This window comes from Kordiimonas gwangyangensis DSM 19435 = JCM 12864 (assembly GCF_000375545.1).
Classification (GTDB): domain Bacteria; phylum Pseudomonadota; class Alphaproteobacteria; order Sphingomonadales; family Kordiimonadaceae; genus Kordiimonas; species Kordiimonas gwangyangensis.
In genome coordinates this window covers 418,625-436,138 of sequence record NZ_AQXF01000003.1, presented here as the reverse complement: position 1 = coordinate 436,138, position 17,514 = coordinate 418,625, and the positions used below count along the sequence as shown (strand labels likewise).

The 17,514-nt window shown below is 59.0% G+C and carries 13 protein-coding genes; 10 read left to right on the top strand and 3 right to left on the bottom strand.

Features of this window, described 5'->3' with window-relative positions; genetic code table 11:
- Nucleotides 1-190 precede the first annotated feature (190 nt).
- The 4 genes from B150_RS0110335 to B150_RS23250 all read left to right on the top strand — a co-directional run bounded on the left by B150_RS0110335 (nucleotide 191) and on the right by B150_RS23250 (nucleotide 5,143).
- On the top strand, nucleotides 191-568 hold the full coding sequence (locus B150_RS0110335) for a BlaI/MecI/CopY family transcriptional regulator (RefSeq protein WP_020399848.1): 378 nt from the start codon (nucleotides 191-193) through the stop codon (nucleotides 566-568).
- Nucleotides 561-3,512, top strand: a complete 2,952-nt coding sequence (locus B150_RS0110330; RefSeq protein ID WP_020399847.1) for a M56 family metallopeptidase — start codon at nucleotides 561-563, stop codon at nucleotides 3,510-3,512. The genes B150_RS0110335 and B150_RS0110330 overlap by 8 nt, the downstream gene beginning before the upstream one ends.
- 133 nt (nucleotides 3,513-3,645) lie before the next feature.
- On the top strand, nucleotides 3,646-4,824 hold the full coding sequence (locus B150_RS0110325) for a dipeptidase (protein ID WP_020399846.1): 1,179 nt from the start codon (nucleotides 3,646-3,648) through the stop codon (nucleotides 4,822-4,824).
- Between the two features lie 142 nt (nucleotides 4,825-4,966).
- A complete protein-coding gene (locus tag B150_RS23250) occupies nucleotides 4,967-5,143 on the top strand; it encodes a hypothetical protein (RefSeq protein WP_020399845.1) in 177 nt (58 codons plus the stop codon).
- 13 nt (nucleotides 5,144-5,156) lie between these two features.
- Here the strand turns inward: B150_RS23250 and B150_RS0110315 are convergent, their stop codons facing one another.
- Complete coding sequence (locus B150_RS0110315; RefSeq protein WP_020399844.1) at nucleotides 5,157-5,612, bottom strand: YaiI/YqxD family protein; 456 nt, start codon at nucleotides 5,610-5,612, stop codon at nucleotides 5,157-5,159.
- Nucleotides 5,613-5,710: 98 nt separating this feature from the next.
- Here B150_RS0110315 and B150_RS0110310 point away from each other — a divergent pair, with 98 nt between their 5' ends.
- The 3 genes from B150_RS0110310 to B150_RS20575 all read left to right on the top strand — a co-directional run bounded on the left by B150_RS0110310 (nucleotide 5,711) and on the right by B150_RS20575 (nucleotide 10,535).
- Nucleotides 5,711-6,280 (top strand): hypothetical protein, encoded by a 570-nt coding sequence (locus B150_RS0110310; protein ID WP_020399843.1) that lies wholly within the window; start codon nucleotides 5,711-5,713, stop codon nucleotides 6,278-6,280.
- Nucleotides 6,281-6,302: 22 nt separating this feature from the next.
- Nucleotides 6,303-9,878, top strand: coding sequence for a hydantoinase B/oxoprolinase family protein (locus tag B150_RS0110305; protein WP_020399842.1), 3,576 nt, complete (start codon nucleotides 6,303-6,305; stop codon nucleotides 9,876-9,878).
- Nucleotides 9,879-10,058: 180 nt separating this feature from the next.
- The gene (locus tag B150_RS20575; RefSeq protein ID WP_020399841.1) at nucleotides 10,059-10,535 is read left to right on the top strand and encodes an energy transducer TonB; all 477 of its coding nucleotides are present in this window, start codon (nucleotides 10,059-10,061) and stop codon (nucleotides 10,533-10,535) included.
- A gap of 72 nt (nucleotides 10,536-10,607) precedes the next feature.
- Here B150_RS20575 and B150_RS20570 read toward each other — a convergent pair whose 3' ends face one another.
- On the bottom strand, nucleotides 10,608-11,390 hold the full coding sequence (locus tag B150_RS20570; protein WP_020399840.1) for a hypothetical protein: 783 nt from the start codon (nucleotides 11,388-11,390) through the stop codon (nucleotides 10,608-10,610).
- A 103-nt stretch (nucleotides 11,391-11,493) separates the two neighbouring features.
- Nucleotides 11,494-13,221 (bottom strand): DEAD/DEAH box helicase, encoded by a 1,728-nt coding sequence (locus B150_RS20565; protein WP_025896440.1) that lies wholly within the window; start codon nucleotides 13,219-13,221, stop codon nucleotides 11,494-11,496.
- A 319-nt stretch (nucleotides 13,222-13,540) separates the two neighbouring features.
- Here B150_RS20565 and B150_RS20560 point away from each other — a divergent pair, with 319 nt between their 5' ends.
- From B150_RS20560 to B150_RS0110275, 3 genes are all read left to right on the top strand, one after another.
- The gene (locus B150_RS20560) at nucleotides 13,541-14,311 is read left to right on the top strand and encodes an energy transducer TonB (RefSeq protein WP_020399838.1); all 771 of its coding nucleotides are present in this window, start codon (nucleotides 13,541-13,543) and stop codon (nucleotides 14,309-14,311) included.
- A gap of 126 nt (nucleotides 14,312-14,437) precedes the next feature.
- A complete protein-coding gene (locus B150_RS0110280) occupies nucleotides 14,438-15,799 on the top strand; it encodes a cytochrome P450 (RefSeq protein WP_020399837.1) in 1,362 nt (453 codons plus the stop codon).
- An 11-nt stretch (nucleotides 15,800-15,810) separates the two neighbouring features.
- A complete protein-coding gene (locus B150_RS0110275; protein ID WP_020399836.1) occupies nucleotides 15,811-17,436 on the top strand; it encodes a GMC family oxidoreductase in 1,626 nt (541 codons plus the stop codon).
- Nucleotides 17,437-17,514 lie beyond the last annotated feature (78 nt).

Here is a 17,514-nt window from a genome sequence, read left to right as displayed (position 1 = left end):
CATTCAGCCAATATGCCCCAGCCGGGCAACACTTTAGGGATTCTCGCGCATAATGCAAACCCATCCTGCATCTCGTCGTGCGCGCACCACCATTCGCCGCAATTTTCCTATGCTTTCAAAAATATATTTGACGTCCTACTACAGCTGTAGTACCTAACTTCTACACATGTAGTAGAAAAGGTTCCGAACGATGGCAGGCAATATCAAACTCAGCGACCAGCAATATCAGATCGTGCAGACGCTCTGGCAGCTTGGTGAAGGTTCCGCGAAAGACGTGCAACAGGCGCTTGATGACCTGTCGCTCGCGCACACCACCATCGGCACCGTGCTGTCGCGGCTTGAGAAAAAAGGCGTGCTGTCGTCCGAGACCCGTGGCCGTGAACGCATCTACCGCGCCGAGATTGATGAGAGTGACGTGAAACGCTCCATGGTCTCCTCGCTTGTCTCGACCCTCTTCAAGGGTGACAGCAAGGCCCTGCTCGCTCACCTCGTGCGTGAAGGCGATTTTGATGACGGTGACCTCAGCGACGTGAAAGCGCTTCTCGAGAAGGAAAACGAAAATGTTTGATCTGATTGCAGATATGCCGCTCGTGGAACTTTTCATCAAATTCATGATCGCGAGCACCGTGATGATGGGTGCTGTGTGGCTCGCGGAAAAAATTGGCCTGATCAAGACGCCGGACTTGGCCGAGCTTGCCTGGAAACTGGCGATTGCCGGTTCCTTTGTGGCGCTATTGCCGGTGGGTGATTGGCTTTCGGGCCCCATTACCATCGAGCACACACGTGCCGCCCAGCTTGTGCAGCAGATTGAGGATGGCCGCCCGCTTTCAAATGTGGCGCAGCGCGAATTTACGCCGCGCGCCCTGCCGGATAACGATATTCCCACAAATGGGAAACCAGTAACGCGAGACGAACAAACAGAGCCGGGACAGCCGGCCATCATTACCATGACCATGACGTCAGAAGACTTGGTCAGGTCCGCAACGCCGCCCAAGGCGACCCCAGTGCACAAGACCGTGACACACGATGTCACCGGCACCGAGCCAGCGATGCCCGAGGCCGACAGCGAGGATATAAAAAGCACGAGTTTCCTGAGCGGTGTTGCGGACCTGAGTACCAAACAACTGACAGCCATTCTGTGGGGTGTGCTTGCGCTCCTCACCACCGGCGCCCTTGCCTGGGCTTACCGGCTGGCGGTCAAGGACCTTGGCAGCCGCACCCGTGTGGATGCCGAACATGATGCCAACAAAACACTGCGGGAAATCTGCACCCAGATTGACACACGCCATGTGCCGTACCTGAGCCGGTCGAGCGATATCAAAAGCCCGATCTGCCTGCCGCGGCGTGAAATCTGCTTGCCTGACTGGGCGTTCGACGACCTGCCAAAGGCAGAGCTCAAGAGCCTGCTGGCGCACGAGATGGGCCACATGGTCCGCCGTGATCCCTTGATGCTCATGGCACTGCAGACGCTTTCCCGTGTCTTCTTCTTTCAGCCGATGTTTATCGTGGCGCGCAGGCGGCTGACGGATATCGCGGAACTTGCCGCGGATGAATGGGCAGCCAAACAGCTTTCGGACGCAAGAGCCGTGGCAACCGCGCTGTTTACCTGTGCGACCAAAATACAAGAAAACCGACAGATACAATGGGGATTAGCAATGGCTGGAAACAAATCCATGCTTAAAACACGGGTGGAGCGCCTGATTGGTGCGGAACGCCTGCCTTTCAAAAATGCCGGCATGGCCGCCAAAGGCACCCTCACAGCCAGCATGGTTGTGCTTGCCCTCGGCCTGCCGTCGATCCAGTTCGCAGAAGCACTGACCGCTGACCGCGATATCAAGGAAGAACTGGCCCAGGACCGGGCTGACAAACAGCGCGAACGCATGGAAGAGCGCCGCGTCGAAGCGGAAGCACGCCGCGCTGAAGCCCGTGCCCGCGCCGAAGAACGCCGGGTCGAGGCACAGGCCCGCGCTGAAGCAAAGGCTGAAGCCCACGCTGAAGCACGCGCCGAAGCCATGGCGTTTGCAGAAGCGCACGCAGAAGCTGCTGCTACAAATGCGGAACTGAGCACCGCGCTTGCCAGCATGGGTCTCTCGGGCGCCACAGGCACCTATGAGATCGACGGCGACAGCTTCACCTTCACGAGCGATAGTGACGACAAACACGCCCGTAAGGACGGCAGCCGCAGCAGCGTGAGCATCAGCAACCGTGGCGGCAAAACCTCCGGCAATATGGTGTGGGTGGAAAACGACCATGTCGTTAAAGCTGAGTGGACGGGCAAGTTCGAACTGTCTGACGACGAACGCACGGTCAAGTCCCTCACCCGTGGTGGCGAGCTTGAGCTTGAAACCAAAGGCGAAGGCCCGCGTCGCCGCGCCATCTTCGAAGACGGCAAAGGCGGTATCGAAGTCACCTACTGGGTGGACGGCGACAAGGCGGCCATGGACCGCAAAGGCGAAGAGTGGGTTGCAGATACGCTCCTGACCCTCATCCGCGAAACCGGCCTCAATGCTGACAAACGCGTAACACGCATGCTCAAGTCTGGTGGTGTGAAAGCGGTTCTGGACGAGATGGATACGCTCGAGAGCGACTATGTCACGCGCCTCTACAGCACGCACCTCGTCACGCAAGCCAACCTCAAGGACAAGGAAATCGACCGCCTGATCGACCGTCTTTCCCGCCTTGAGAGCGACTATGAAACCCGCCTCGCGCTCACCACGCTTCTGATGGAAGAAAAACTGAGCGACAAGGCGATGCCGAAAATCCTCAAGGCCGCTGAGAATATCGACAGCGACTATGAGCTGCGCCTGCTGCTGACGCCTTACCTCGACAAGTTCGGCGTGAACAAAAAGACGATGCAAACGCTGATCACCCTCGCGAACCGTATGGACAGCGACTATGAAATCCGCCTGCTGCTGAGCCCGTCCTTTGGCAAGGTCGACCTTGACGACGCCATGATGGCGGACCTTCTTGAAGTCGCCAGCCAGATCGATAGCGACTATGAGCTGCGCCTGCTGCTGAGCCAAGCGGTGCACGGCAAAAAACTGAGCACCAGGAATGTCGAGAAACTGGCCCGTATCGCCAGCGAGCAGATCGACAGCGACTATGAATCGCGCCTTTTCATGGGTGCCTTCATTGAACAGATCAAACAGTCGTCCGACGCGACCGAAATCCTGATCTCCAAAGTGGGTCATATCGACAGCGACTATGAGCGCCGCCTGACCATCAACATGCTGGGTTCCTACGGCAAGATGACGGAAAAGTCGTGGCTCATGCTTCTGGATGCCATCCGCGGTATCGACAGTGACTACGAGAAAGCACAGTCGCTTGTTGAGCTGGGCACCATGCTGCCGGACGGCAACAAGAAGATCGATGACGCTTACCGCGCTGTGCTTGAAAGCATCGACAGCGACTATGAGCGCGGCCGGGTGGCCGGCATGGCTCCGACCCGCGCGGCACGCCCGCCGCGCGCTGAGGTGGCACCTGTTCCAGCGGTTGAGCCAACGGGCATCTAAGCAACATCAAATGCGTTTCACAACTGTCCCTGGGGCACCTTCGGGTGCCCTCTTTTTTTTGCTTTCCCCCTGCCTTTTACTGGACAAGTGCAAATTCCCCCCCACTATCATTCGCAGAAATGGGGAGAGGATCATGAACAAACGGTGGGTCAAAATTCTTGGCGGGCTTGCGCTCGTCGTTGTGCTGTTGCTGGTGGGTGCCCGCACCTTCGGCCCCGGCATTCTGGAACGCAGCCTCAACCGCCGCATTGACCACAGCCCCTTTAACCTGAGCACGGAAGCGCTCGCCCTCCACAAGTCCCTTATGGTGATGGACTGGCACGCCGACACCCTGCTCTGGAGCCGGGATATCCTTGACCGTGCCGAGCGTGGGCAGGTTGACCTGCCGCGCCTGCAGGACGGTGGCTCCGCCATCCAGATGTTCACCACGGTGACCAAAACGCCGCGCGGGCAAAACGTTCATGCGAACGACGACACAAGCGATAACATCACGCTTGTGAGCTACCTTCAGGGGTGGCCGAGCGAGACCCACAGCAGCCTTCTGGCGCGCGCGCTCTATCAGGCTGAAAAGCTGCAGGATGTCATTGGCCGCTCGGGTGGCGCCCTCATGTGGGTGCGCAACAAGCGTGAGCTGGAGGTTTTCCTTGAGACGCGGCAGAACACAATCGGCCAGAAGCCGATCGCGGCCCTTCTCGGCACTGAAGGCGCGCATCCGCTTGAAGGTGACATCAAGAATGTCGACCGTATGTATGACGCCGGTTTCCGCATGGTGGGCCTCACCCACTTTTTTGACAATGAACTGGGCGGTTCGCTGCACGGCGCCACCAAGGGTGGCCTAACCGACTTTGGCCGCGACGTGGTCAAACGCCTTGATGAACTGAATATCATCATCGATCTTGCGCATTCCTCCGTCGCCACCGCGAAAGACACCTTGGCGATCACCAGCCGTCCGGTCGTGGTGTCCCACACCGGTTTCCGGGGCGCGTGTGACAGCGAACGCAATTTCCCGGACGAGCTGATGAAAACCATCGCCGAGCGTGGCGGCATCATCTCCGTCGGCATGTGGCAGCAGGCGATTTGTGGCACCACGCCTCAGGCTGTTGCCAACTCCCTCGCTTACGGTATCAAGCTTGTGGGGGCTGACCATGTGGCCCTCGGTTCCGACTGGGACGGCGCCGTGGCTGCCATGCCATCAGACCACCTGCCCGCGATCACCGACGCACTCCTGAAGGCTGGTGTCTCGGAAGAGGATATCCGCAAGGTCATGGGCGGCAGCAGCGTCGCCTTCCTGCAGCAGTGGCTGCCGGAATAACGCAGCATATACAATAGACTAGACTTTCGGGGCCGATAAAATTCACTACAATTTTATCGGTCTCTTCACTCATGCGTGAGCTTCTGGCAAAAGCACATCAATAACCACTCACAATTCATTTCAGTTTCAGGGTTCAGGGACCATGATCGAAAGCATTTCCAGCCAGAATTCGCTGCACATTGCGCCGTCGCGCATTTCCACCAAAGCACCGGAATCGAAAATCAAGATCGACCTTGATGACGCACCGCGCAGCAAAGTGCGCGTTGAGGCGTTGCACACGGACCGTGGCAAGGGCCTCAAGATCGATATCAAGGCTTGATTGAAGCTAACCCTCAGGGACGCCGGAAGGCGTCCTGCACTGCCTGCTCAAGGGCAGACAGAAAACGCGACCGGTCTTTTTGACTGAAAGACGCGTTGAAACCCCGGTCTTCCCCCATATCCCGAAGCTGTGACTTTAGCTCCCGCATCGCCAGTGCCATGCCGATATTCTCAGCGGTGAACAGGCGCCCGCCATGGCCCATAACTGTCGCACCCTTCTCAAGCGCACGCGACGCCAGCGGGATATCGCCGGTCACACAGATGTCGCCCTCGCGGATATTCTCCACAATCCAATCGTCGGCGGCGTCAAAGTCACCGGGTACAACAACCTTTTTGATATTCTCACCCACCTCAAGCCGAAGCCACTGGTTGCTGACAAGGTGCAGCACGAGGTCATGCCGATAAGCGACCTTGAGGGCCTCGTCCTTGACCGGGCAGGCGTCGGCATCGATGTAGATTTCAGGTTTCATCCTGTTTCCCTTGGCTTTACCCCGTGCCCATTAGCATGGTGCATTACCCCTAAACAATGTTATGTATCGGGACCACCATAAAAAGAACGGTATAAGTCATGTTCCGATTAACAAAAACGATCACCAGCCTAACGCTTGCGCTTTGCCTCAGCCTGCCCATCAGCGCGCAAAACGCCCCAAGCGAAGAAGACCGTGAACGCGCCATGGAAGGCATGAGCTTCATGCTGCGCCGCGCCGAATTTGTGCGTCTGCTGGCTGCCGAACACCTTGGTTACCTGAACGCAAACCGCGACAAGGCGGCTTTTTTCACGCTTGAGGAAGCCTCACAGGTCATGGCCTATAACCTCATCTGCGAAGATGACACCATGGAGCCGCGCCAGCTCAATAACATCGCGGCGCAAACCACCTTGCAGGTGTCGCTCCTTATGGAAAGCTCACCTGCCGGTAAAACCATGGCGGAGACGATCAAGAGCATGGACCCAGCGGCCCGGCTTGAGCTGGTGGCGGACGTTTCAACCGCAGTGCTCATGTTCAAAATCGGCCGCAGGCGTGGGCTTTTTGATGCGCTTTTGACCGACTTTGGCAACAAACGTTTCTGCACCGGCATGGGCGCTGACATGCGCCGCCGCTATAACGGCCTTGTCGCCAACCTGCCTACTGAAGAATAAAACGAATTTCCGGGGGATATCTGTGTTTCAGTTCTGGATCGACCGTGGCGGCACCTTCACCGACATCGTAGCAAAGCATCCTGACGGGCGGCTGACGAGCCACAAATACCTCTCCGAAGCGCCGGGCCAGTATGCCGACGCCGCCGTGCATGCCATGCGCGATATCATGGGCGTGGCTGAGGATGCGACCTTCCCGTCCGGCGATGTGTCGGCCATCAAAATGGGCACCACGGTTGCCACCAACGCACTGCTTGAGCGCGACGGCGAACCCACGCTCCTGCTGATCACCAAGGGCTTCAAGGACGCGCTTCTGATTGGCCAGCAGCACCGGGCCGACCTCTTTGCGCTGAAGCCTACACGGCCCGAACCCCTCTATACTGATGTTATCGAAGCGCATGAGCGCGTAAGGGCGGACGGCACGGTTGAGCAGGCGCTGGATGAAGCAGCCTGCCGTGAGGCACTTGAGGATGCTTATGCGCGCGGCCTGCGTGCTGTCGCCATCGCCTTTGTGCACGGTTACCGGCACACGGCGCACGAGGAACGTGCGGGCGCGATTGCGGCTGAAGTTGGTTTCACGCAAATCTCCATGAGCCACAAGGTCAGCCCGCTGATGAAACTGGTGCCGCGCGGCGACACAACGGTGGCGGATGCCTACCTTTCCCCCATCCTGCGGCGCTACGTCAATCAGGTGCAGGATGCTGTGGGCGACACGCGGCTTTATTTCATGCAGTCGAACGGTGGCCTCGCAGCCGCGGGCGCCTTTGAGGGCAAGGACGCCGTGCTTTCAGGCCCTGCTGGCGGCATTGTGGGCGCGGCCAAATCCGGCGCGCGGGCGGGTGTAAGCCACCTTATCGGTTTCGACATGGGCGGCACCTCTACTGACGTCAGTCATTATGCGGGCGAATATGAACGCGTGTTCGATACCGTGGTCGCGGGCGTACGCATGACCGTACCGATGATGGACATTCATACCGTGGCAGCGGGCGGCGGCTCCATCTGCACCATCCGCGATGGCCGCTTCCAGGTTGGCCCGGCCTCCGCCGGTGCCTACCCCGGCCCCGCCGCCTATGGCCGTGGCGGGCCGATCACGGTAACGGACTGTAACGTGCTTCTGGGCAAACTGCAGCCGGACCTGTTCCCTGCTGTGTTCGGTGAAAAAGGCGATGAGCCGCTGAATTTAGATGCGACCCGCGCGGGCTTTGAAGCCTTGCGGGAAACGCTAAAGGCTGACACCGGCACGGACATGAGCCTTGAGGAAATGGCAGAAGGTTTCCTCCGCGTCGCGGTGGAACATATGGCGCGCGCTATCAAGAAGGTTTCGGTCATGCGCGGGCATGACATCAAAAAATACGGCTTGCTTACCTTTGGTGGCGCGGGCGGGCAGCATGCCTGCCTTGTGGCGGACGCGCTGGGCATCACCCGTGTGGTTGTGCCGCCGTTCTCAGGCGTGCTTTCCGCCCTTGGCATGGGCCTCGCGGACCAGCGGGTGATTGAGGAACAGGCGCTGGAATGTGTGCTTGATGACATGGCGACCATTCGGGCAGCGACACAAACAGTTGAAACCCGCGCAAGCGATGCACTGGCCACGCAAGGTGTCCCGCACAGAAAACAGACGCTACACACAAGCGTACGCCTCAAATATCAGGGCACGGACACCACACTTACCATCCCGTTTGCCGATGCACACAGCATGCGCAGCGCTTTTGAAGCCGCGCACAAACAAAGCTTTGGTTTCACCGAGAAAGACCAGCCGATCATTGCCGAAGCTGTGGAGGCCGAAGCGGTGGGCGGCGCGACCGAGGCCGCGCTTGATATCAGAGCCACGGGACTGGAGACGCAGGCGCAGCATAGCCGCACTTTCTATACGGAAGGCGCGGTGCGCAAGGCTGCCATCCACACACGGGAACGCCTCAAGCCCGGCCACAATGTGCCGGGGCCTGCAGTGATCCTTGAGAACGGTGGCACCACGCTGGTGGAGCCGGGCTGGACCGCGACATTGAGCGCGAACGACACCCTGATGCTCACCCGCACCGAAGCCAAAACCCGCAGTGATATCGCGCTTGGAACAGTTGACCCCATCATGCTGGAGATATTCAACAATCTCTTCATGTCGGTGGCGGAAGAGATGGGTGGTGTGCTCGCGAAAACAGCGCACAGCGTGAATGTGAAGGAACGGCTGGATTTCTCCTGCGCGGTGTTTGACGCCGACGGCCAGTTGATTGCCAACGCACCGCATATGCCGGTGCATCTGGGCAGCATGGGCGAAAGCGTGAGCGCGATCATGCGCGCACGTGCGGGCACCATGAAACCCGGTGACGTTTTCATGCTCAACGACCCGATGGCGGGCGGCACCCACCTGCCGGATATCACTGTCGTAACACCCGTGTTTCTGGATGACGCACAGGCACCTGCCTTCTACGTTGCTTCCCGCGGGCACCACGCCGATGTGGGCGGGCTTTCGCCGGGCTCCATGCCGCCGCACTCTAGGACGCTCACGGAAGAAGGCATCCGTTTCACCGATTTCCATCTGGTGAAGGAAGGCACATTTGCGGAAGCCGATGTGACGGCCGCGCTCAAGTCCGGCCCCTATCCCGCACGCAACATCAGCCAGAACCTTGCTGACCTAAAGGCGCAAATTGCCGCCAACGAACGTGGTGCTGCGCAAGTGAAACGCTTGGTGAATGACTTCGGCGCTGATGTGGTTGCCGCCTATATGGGCCATGTGCAGGATAATGCAGAAGAAGCGGTGCGCCGCGTGATCGCGAAGCTGAAAGACGGTGAAGCGCGCTACGGTATGGACTGCGGCGCCGAGGTGTTGGTCAAACTGACCGTGGACCGCGATGCGCGGGAAATCACGGTCGATTTCACTGGTACGAGCGACACCCAGCCCAATAACTTCAACGCCCCCCTTGCTGTTACCAAAGCCGCGGTGCTGTATGTGTTCCGCACGCTGACGGGCGAGGATATCCCGCTGAACGCGGGCTGCCTCAAACCCATCCGGCTGATTGTGCCCGAAGGCTGCATGCTGAACCCGGATGCGGGTGCCGCTGTGGTGGCTGGCAATGTGGAGACAAGTCAGGTGGTCACGAACGCGCTGTTTTTGGCCGTCGGCACCATGGCGGGCGCACAGGGCACCATGAACAACCTTACTTTCGGAAATGAGCGCTACCAATATTATGAAACCATCGCGGGCGGCACCGGTGCCGGGGATGGCTTCACCGGCACTGACGCGATCCAGAGCCACATGACCAACAGCCGCCTGACGGATGTTGAGGTGATGGAATGGCGCTACCCGGTGCTGATCGAGGAATTTGGTGTGCGCGCGAACAGCGGCGGCGCCGGCAAATGGACGGGCGGCTGCGGTGCCACGCGCACCATACGCTTCCTTGAGGACATGGAGCTTGCCATCCTCTCAGGTCACCGCGCGGAAGGACCTCCGGGCCTCGCGGGTGGTAAACCCGGTGCACCCGGCATTACCCGCGTGCAGCAGCCGGACGGGTCCAAGCAAACGCTTGAGGCCGCTGATCAGGTCACGCTCATGGCTGGTGGCACTGTCACCATCGAAACACCGGGCGGCGGCGGATACGGGGCCGCCTAGCGCCCCGTTTGCGTTTTAGCGCCAATAGGCTTATGCTGCGCCACCGGAACACAGGCTTGCACAGAAGCCTATGTGCCTGGTGGGGGTATAAGGCTGCAGGGGAAGCAGCCGGACACTTAAGGGGAACTATTCGTCACGACAGTGGAGCATGAAACAACTTCTAAAAAGAAGGGGATCACCATGCGTTCCACATTACCGACGTTCAAGCGTACCGTGGCAAGCGGCCTGATCATTGGCCATGCCTTTGCCACACTCGCGGTAACCGGGGTTGCTACCGCCATTCCAACCAGTGCGGCATACGCCGCGGATGAGCCGCAAAACGGCTATTGGCTGGCTTCGCGCTGCAAGGGCGCACGCCTCGCCTATGAGGCCAAACGCGACGACATCTCAGGCCATGTGACCGTGCTGTATGATATCGGCGCCGATGGCCGCACAGATAATATCCGTGTTGTTGAGAGTGTGCCGGAAGGGGTCATGGACCAAAGCGTCACCAACGCCGTGCGCGGCTGGCGTTATTTCGCCTACATGAAAGACGGTACGGAGATGGGCCGGAAAGACGTGAAGCTGACTTTCACCTATGGCCATGAAGAAGCGGAAGCGGGCAAGGAATGCACGCACACGCCGCTGCCCGAGAAAACGACAGCCTCGCTGAAATAGTCAAAACATCAAATCCGGCAGTAGCGCGCATGGCCGCTGCCGGATTTGATAATGGCTGGTCTATACCCGCGGTTAGCGGCGCATAACACATTCATTGCCGCGTTTGACGAACGGGCGCGCGCAGTCCCAGTCGTGGCCGGTGTAATCAAGATGCGCATTTTCCGGCAGCTTGATGGGGGCACAGGCATCGCCCTGCGATTGGTAACCGCGCTCACATTCCCAGTCACTACCATGCGTGCCAAGGAAGCCGTTCGCAGGCACAGCGATGGCCTGACAAGTATTGCCCACAGCCTTGAAGCCACGGTCACAGCGCCAACCGGAACCATAGGTATCGGTGGTCAGATAACCATTTTTCGGCACATCGATTGCGGTGCACATCTCGCCTTCTTTGCGGAAACCCCGGTCACAAGCCCAGCCAGCGCCGAAGGACGTGTCGGTCAGGTAACCGTTTGCTGGCACTTTCACCGCCACACAGGTTTCGCCTTCCTGCCGGAAACCACGGTCGCAGCGCCAATGGTCGCCCGATGCGCTCAGGTAGGCGTTCTCAGGCACTGCCATCGCGGTACATTGTTCATCCTTCAGGACAAAACCACGGTTACAGTCCCAGAGGCGGCCATAGTCATTGCCGGTGACATAACCGTTGTCTGGCACCTGAATTTCGATGCAGCCGTTGCCTTCTTTCATGAAACCCGTATTGCATTGCCAGCCACCTCCATAGGATTTGGCCTGAGCATTCGCGGGTATGCCGCCCGGCGGTGTTCCTTGCGCATATGCGGGCGCAACAGCCACAGATGAAAAAAGCAAAATGGCCAGCAAAGCCAAGGCCTTGCCGGAGAAAGTCTTTTGGGATGTCATTGTTTTGCCTTTCAGGCAACAGGAACTGAATGCTCGCGCCGACCGTGCCAGCGCGAGCCTGAAATCTATGTGCTTCTACCCATCAGGGCACAGCACCGCAGTCTCACGCGTTTTCGCGCTTGCTCTGAGACCGCTCAATATTTTGCAGCATACGTGCAAGGCCTGCGCTTGAGGTATCACCCTCGCCCTTGCGCGGCGGCACGACACCACCACGGTTGCGCGGCTTTTTATTGCCACGGCGTGGGCTCGCGCCGTTTTCGCCACTTGCTTCAAAGCGGCGGTCACGCTGCTGGCCTTCACCGTCCGAACGGCGCGCGGAACGCTCGTTCCGGCCATGACGCTCATTGCGCTCATTGCGGCCATTACGGTCGTTCCGGTTACCACGCTCTGTGCGGTCAGACCGTTCCTGACCGCGGCCTTCGCCTGCTTCCCGGCGCGGACGTTCATCACTGCGGCGGCGTTCACCGTTGTTGCGGCGGTTATTCTGTTCGCGCGCTTCACCAGCATTGGCGTTACGCGGCTTGCGGCCTTCACCACCTTCGCGGCGCTGACCCCGGGCTTGCTGAGCGTCAGCCTCGCCCGCTTCACGCGGTTTGCGGGCTTCACTGCGACGGCCGCCGCGGCTTTTGCTGGCTTGTTGTTGGCCGTTCCTGCGGCCACCGGCGGAACGCTGCCCGCGCGGTTCAGGCGCCACATCTGGCCCTTTCGGCCCCTCGCCTTCCACAGGAATAACAATGCCGGTCAGTTTCTCGATATCACGCAGGTAACCACGTTCGGTCTCGTCACAAAGCGAGATGGCGATCCCTGTGTTGCCCGCACGCGCTGTACGGCCAATGCGGTGCACATAGACTTCCGGAATGTTCGGCAGCTCGAAGTTTACAACGTGCGAAACGCCGTCCACGTCAATGCCGCGCGCGGCGATATCGGTGGCCACCAGCACAGGCACACTGCCTTTACGGAATGCCAGCAGGGTTTTCTCGCGCTGGCTTTGGCTCTTGTTGCCGTGGATAGCGCCTGACGGGATGCCCGCGTCTTCGATATATTGCGACACCTTGTTCGCGCCATGTTTGGTACGCGTGAAGATAATCGCCCGCTCCACGTCCTTGCCCTTGAGGATATCAACAAGCGCCGCGCGTTTTTCGCCTTTCGACATATGACGCACGCTCTGCTCAATCCGCTCAATGGGTTTGGACGCTGGCGCAACCGAGATTTCCATCGGGTTATTCAGGAAATCATCAGCCAGTGCACGGATCTGTTTCGGCATGGTCGCCGACAGCAGCGCCGTGAGACGTTCCTTCGGCAACGCTGCCATGATGCGGCGGATCGCCGGCATGAAGCCGAGGTCGAGCATCTGATCAGCCTCATCGAGCACCACAACGGTGGTCTCGTCAAGACGGATCGCGCCTGAGCGCATGTGGTCTTCCAACCGACCCGGTGTTGCCACCAGAATGTCAAGACCGCGCGCCATGGCTTTCACCTGCGGACCCGGACGAGCACCGCCCACAACAACCGTTGCGTGGTGGCGAACGTTTTTGCCGTAAGCCTTGATGCCGTCGGCAATCTGGGCGGACAGTTCACGGGTCGGTGTGAGGATCAGTGCGCGGCAGCTTTTGGGCCGCGGCGGGCGCCCGATCTCATGCACTTTGTGGAGGATCGGCAGCACGAAGGAGGCGGTTTTACCGGTACCTGTCTGTGCAATGCCTACGATATCGTGACCCGCGATCATGGCAGGGATTACGCCAGCCTGGATGGGAGTCGGGTTAGTATAGCCCTCGGCCGATACGGCACGAAGGATAGGCTCGGCAAGGCCAAGCTCATTAAAATGCTTCAAATTAAAGCTTTCTTCCGTCGTTGCATGCGGCAAACCCGGCCGGTGCCTGCAACGTTTTAAATCATGGAAGCTCGCGGAGAATAGCTGCCGGGTTATCATTGCGCCAAAGACGCTTCTTGTTGGGCGGTCACTTGCCGCCATGGCCGTCAACGACTGTATTTGTCGTTATCTTCGCTCGGCACTTGGGGGCCATAAACCACGAATCGCGAGAAATAGCAAGGATATTGCGGCATGGGGCGCTTGGGCAGTCTTTGATTGCAAAGCAGCAAGCGGCCCGTATAACCTTGGCGGGAACACGAGTAGTACAAAGGGAAATGGTATGCGTTCATGGGTTAAGGGGCTCACTGTTGCTGTTATCGGCGGTGCAACAGCTGCACATGCGGATGATACGGCCAATGAAAAAGATCCCCTGTGGCAAATGTCTTCCTGCACCAACCCCGGCCTTTCCTATGCTGTGAAGCGCAAGCGCCTCTCGGGCGAAATTCATGCGCTTTTTGACATCAGCGCCGATGGCGACGTGGAAAACATCCGCATTCTCGAAGGCGACTTCGAGGAAGGCATGAGCGACTATGTCACCCGCGCCCTCAACCGCTGGAGCTATTTCGGGTATGTAAAGAACGGTGAACTCGCCGCCCGCAAGGATGTGCCCATCACCTTCACCTATGGGCCGGAAAAGAAACGCGGCTGCATGCACACGAGCCTGCCTGAGCCGCCGTCCACCCTTGGCGACCCCACCGACCCGTACCAAAGCCTGCTGCAGTGTACGGAGTTGATGATGCCGCGTAAAGCCGCCCGGCGCAAAGACCCCGGCCATGTGCGTTTCAGCTATGACATCAGCGCGGACGGCGCTGTCAGCAACCTTCAGGTGCTGTCAGCCACGCCAGACGACCGCTATGTCGAGGAAGCAACCGATGCGCTGGATAGCTGGAAATATCAGGAATTTATCCAGACCGGCGAAGCCATCGCCCGCCCCGGCATGGTGGTGGACTTTTATTATGGCGAACTGCCGGAAGGCGCCAATTCGGACCGCTGCACCTATGCCCCGTGGGACGCTACACAGCAAATCATGCGCCGACGCATGATCCAATAGGTCCATACCTCCATCACAGCTCCTTGAATATGCCCTTCCCTATTTGACTCGCAATCATTGCGGCTTATTGTTATTTTCTGGACTACATAGTTCCGTTATAGGCATCAACCGTGTTGGGGGACACTAATGACTGCGTCAGTGGAAGGCGGCACGAACGGGAAGCGTGCCAAACTAAGTGATATTCCGGGTGAAACCGGCTGGCCCATCCTTGGGCATACCTTGCGTGTGATCCGTGACCCTGTGGGGTTCGGGCGCTACATGCGCGAAACCTATGGCGACATCTACCGTTCGAACAGCTTCTTCCGCGATTCCGTCAATATGATGGGGCCGGAAGCCAATGAATTTGTGCTGATGGATAAGGGTCGCAATTTCTCAAGCGAGAAAGGCTGGAATGCCTTCCTTGGCCGCCTGTTCCCGCGCGGCCTGATGCTGATGGACTTTGACGAACACAAGGCCCACCGGCACATCATGGCCGCCGCCTTCAAGACCGGCCCGATGAAAGGCTATCTTGAGCGACTGAATGACGACATGCCCGCACGCATCAAAGCGTGGGGGGAGAAAAAGAATTTCGCCTTCTACCCGGCCATCAAACAGCTGTCGCTTGATATGGCGACCACGGTGTTCCTTGGCCTGGAGCCGGGCAAGGAAAGCGAGAAAGTGAACAAGGCGCTGACCGACATGGTTGCCGCCTCTATCGGTGTGGTGCGTGTACCCCTGCCCGGCAGCCTGATGGCCAAGGGTGTGCGGGGCCGCGCCTTTATGGTGGAATTCCTGCGAGGCCTCATTCCCGAACGAAGGGTCGGTAATGGCACGGATATCTTCACCCAGCTTTGTCAGGCGAAGGACGATGAAGGCAACACCTTCACTGATCAGGAAATCATCGACCATATGATTTTCCTTTGGATGGCGGCACATGACACCATCACCAGCTCCGTCACCACCTTGGTGTATGAGCTTGGCCGTCACCGCGAATGGCAGGAAAAACTGAGGGAGGAGATCAAGTCTCTCGGCCTCAATGACGACCGCCTGCCCTATGAGAAGATGAACGACCTGACGCTCACGGAATATGCTTTCAAGGAAGCTTTGCGCATGAACCCGCCGGTGCCCGCTGTGGCGCGTGAGACGGTGCGTGATGTGGAATTTGGCGGCCATACCATCCCGAAAGGCACGATGGTTGGTATCTCCATGGTAGCGACGCACCGGGACGCTGGCGTGTGGGACAAACCCTCCACCTTCGACCCCATGCGCTTCTCGGTTGAGGGCGGCATGCGGGAGCGGCACCGCTTCGCGTGGATACCCTTTGGCGGCGGCGCGCACATGTGCCTCGGGCTTCACTTCGCCTATATGCAGGCCAAGGTCATCATGACTCACCTGCTTCCGCATTATGATATCCGCCTGCCGGAAGGCTACAAAACCACGTTCCAGATCATGCCGCTTATCAAGCCGGTGGATGGCCTACCTATAACGCTTGAAAAAATTGACGCCTGAGCGGAGCCCGTATGAGCGAGAAAACTTTTGACTATATCGTCGTGGGTGCAGGCTCGGCGGGATGTGCGCTGGCCGCACGCCTGAGCGAGGACAGCCGCATTTCCGTGCTCCTGGTGGAAGCGGGCAAAAAAGACGGCCAGATGGCGGTGAATGCACCTGGCATGCTGATCAAGGTAGTGCCGCCCAACCCGCTGAACTGGAACTATTGGACCGAAGCGCAACCGCACCTGGGTGGTCGTCGCCTGTATTGGCCGCGCGGCAAGGTGATGGGCGGCTCATCCTCCATCAACGGGCTTCTCTATGTGCGTGGCCACGCCCGTGACTATGACGAATGGGCGCAGATGGGCTGCACCGGCTGGAGCTTCGATGACGTTTTGCCCTACTTCAAAAAGTCGGAAGGCAGCGACCGCGCGGCGGATGAGTTCCACGCAACCGACGGCCCCTTGAAAACCAGTCAGCACACGTCAGCCAACCCCTTGAACCTGGCCTTTCTTGAAGCCGCCCAACAAATGGGCCTGCCCTATACGGACGACTTCAACGGCCCTACCCAGGAAGGTGTTGGCTGGTATGACCAGACCATCCGGGACGGCCGCCGCCAAAGCGCGGCGCGAGCCTATATCTGGGAAGCGAAGTCGCGCCCTAACCTGACCATTTTGACCGAAGCGCAAGTGCGCCGCGTGATCCTGAAGGGCAAACGCGCCACCGGGATTGAGGTCAGCCGAAAAGGCAAGGTGGAGACATGGCATGCGGGCCGGGAGGTGATCCTCTCAGGCGGCGCCATCAACAGCCCGCAACTGCTGCAACTGTCAGGCATCGGTGACCCGAAAGATATCCAAAGCGTTGGGTTGCCTGTCATGCACGAGCTCTCTAGTGTGGGCAAAAACATGCAGGACCATCTGGACCTCACTGTCTACGCCCACCTCAAGGACCCCATATCCGTGTACCGCTACCAAGCACCGCACCGCGGCCTGCCGGAACTGTTCAAGTGGATGCTGAAAAAACCGGGTGTACTGTCTGACTGCGTGACCCCGGTGGGCGCATTCCTCAAGACCGACAAGGCGCTTGAGCGCCCCGACATCCAGTTCCACATCATGCTGGCAATGGCGGACAAACCGCACGGTTTTGAGGATGCGCACGAGCATGGTTACGGCATTCACGTATGCCAACTGCGGCCTCACAGCCGCGGTACGATAAGCCTGTCATCCAGTGACCCGCTCGCGCACGCGAAGATCGACCCGGCCTATCTCTCCGCGCCTGAGGACCTGCGGGTGATGCGCGAAGGCGTGAAAATGGTGCGCCGGCTGATGCACCAGGACGCGCTGATGGCCCTGACGGCACGAGAGAAAGACCCGTGGTATGGCGTGGATATCGACGATGATGCCGTCACCGAAGCATTGATCCGCGACAAGGCGGAGACAATCTACCACCCGGTTGGCACCTGCGCCATGGGACCGGCTGAGAACAAGTCCAGCGTGGTGGACCCGGAACTGAAGGTGATTGGCATAGACGGCCTGCGCGTGGCGGATGCCTCGGTCATGCCGCGCCTTATTGGTGGCAACACCAACGCGCCAACCATCATGATCGCCGAAAAATGTGCCGACATGATCAAGGCGTCGCTGGCGATGGAACCAGCATGACATGATGTAACCGAAGGACTGTGGCAACCACCCCTGCGGGGTTGACCATTATCAAGGACTGCCCACTCCCCCTTCGGT

Coding starts and splice junctions, on each gene's coding strand:
- B150_RS0110275 (WP_020399836.1), top strand. CDS start 15,811: ATGAGCGAGAAAACTTTTGACTATATCGTCGTGGGTGCAGGCTCGGCG.
- B150_RS0110280 (WP_020399837.1), top strand. CDS start 14,438: ATGACTGCGTCAGTGGAAGGCGGCACGAACGGGAAGCGTGCCAAACTA.
- B150_RS20575 (WP_020399841.1), top strand. CDS start 10,059: ATGCGTTCCACATTACCGACGTTCAAGCGTACCGTGGCAAGCGGCCTG.
- B150_RS23250 (WP_020399845.1), top strand. CDS start 4,967: ATGATCGAAAGCATTTCCAGCCAGAATTCGCTGCACATTGCGCCGTCG.
- B150_RS0110335 (WP_020399848.1), top strand. CDS start 191: ATGGCAGGCAATATCAAACTCAGCGACCAGCAATATCAGATCGTGCAG.
- B150_RS20570 (WP_020399840.1), bottom strand. CDS start 11,390: ATGACATCCCAAAAGACTTTCTCCGGCAAGGCCTTGGCTTTGCTGGCC.
- B150_RS0110330 (WP_020399847.1), top strand. CDS start 561: ATGTTTGATCTGATTGCAGATATGCCGCTCGTGGAACTTTTCATCAAA.
- B150_RS0110315 (WP_020399844.1), bottom strand. CDS start 5,612: ATGAAACCTGAAATCTACATCGATGCCGACGCCTGCCCGGTCAAGGAC.
- B150_RS0110310 (WP_020399843.1), top strand. CDS start 5,711: ATGTTCCGATTAACAAAAACGATCACCAGCCTAACGCTTGCGCTTTGC.
- B150_RS0110325 (WP_020399846.1), top strand. CDS start 3,646: ATGAACAAACGGTGGGTCAAAATTCTTGGCGGGCTTGCGCTCGTCGTT.
- B150_RS20560 (WP_020399838.1), top strand. CDS start 13,541: ATGCGTTCATGGGTTAAGGGGCTCACTGTTGCTGTTATCGGCGGTGCA.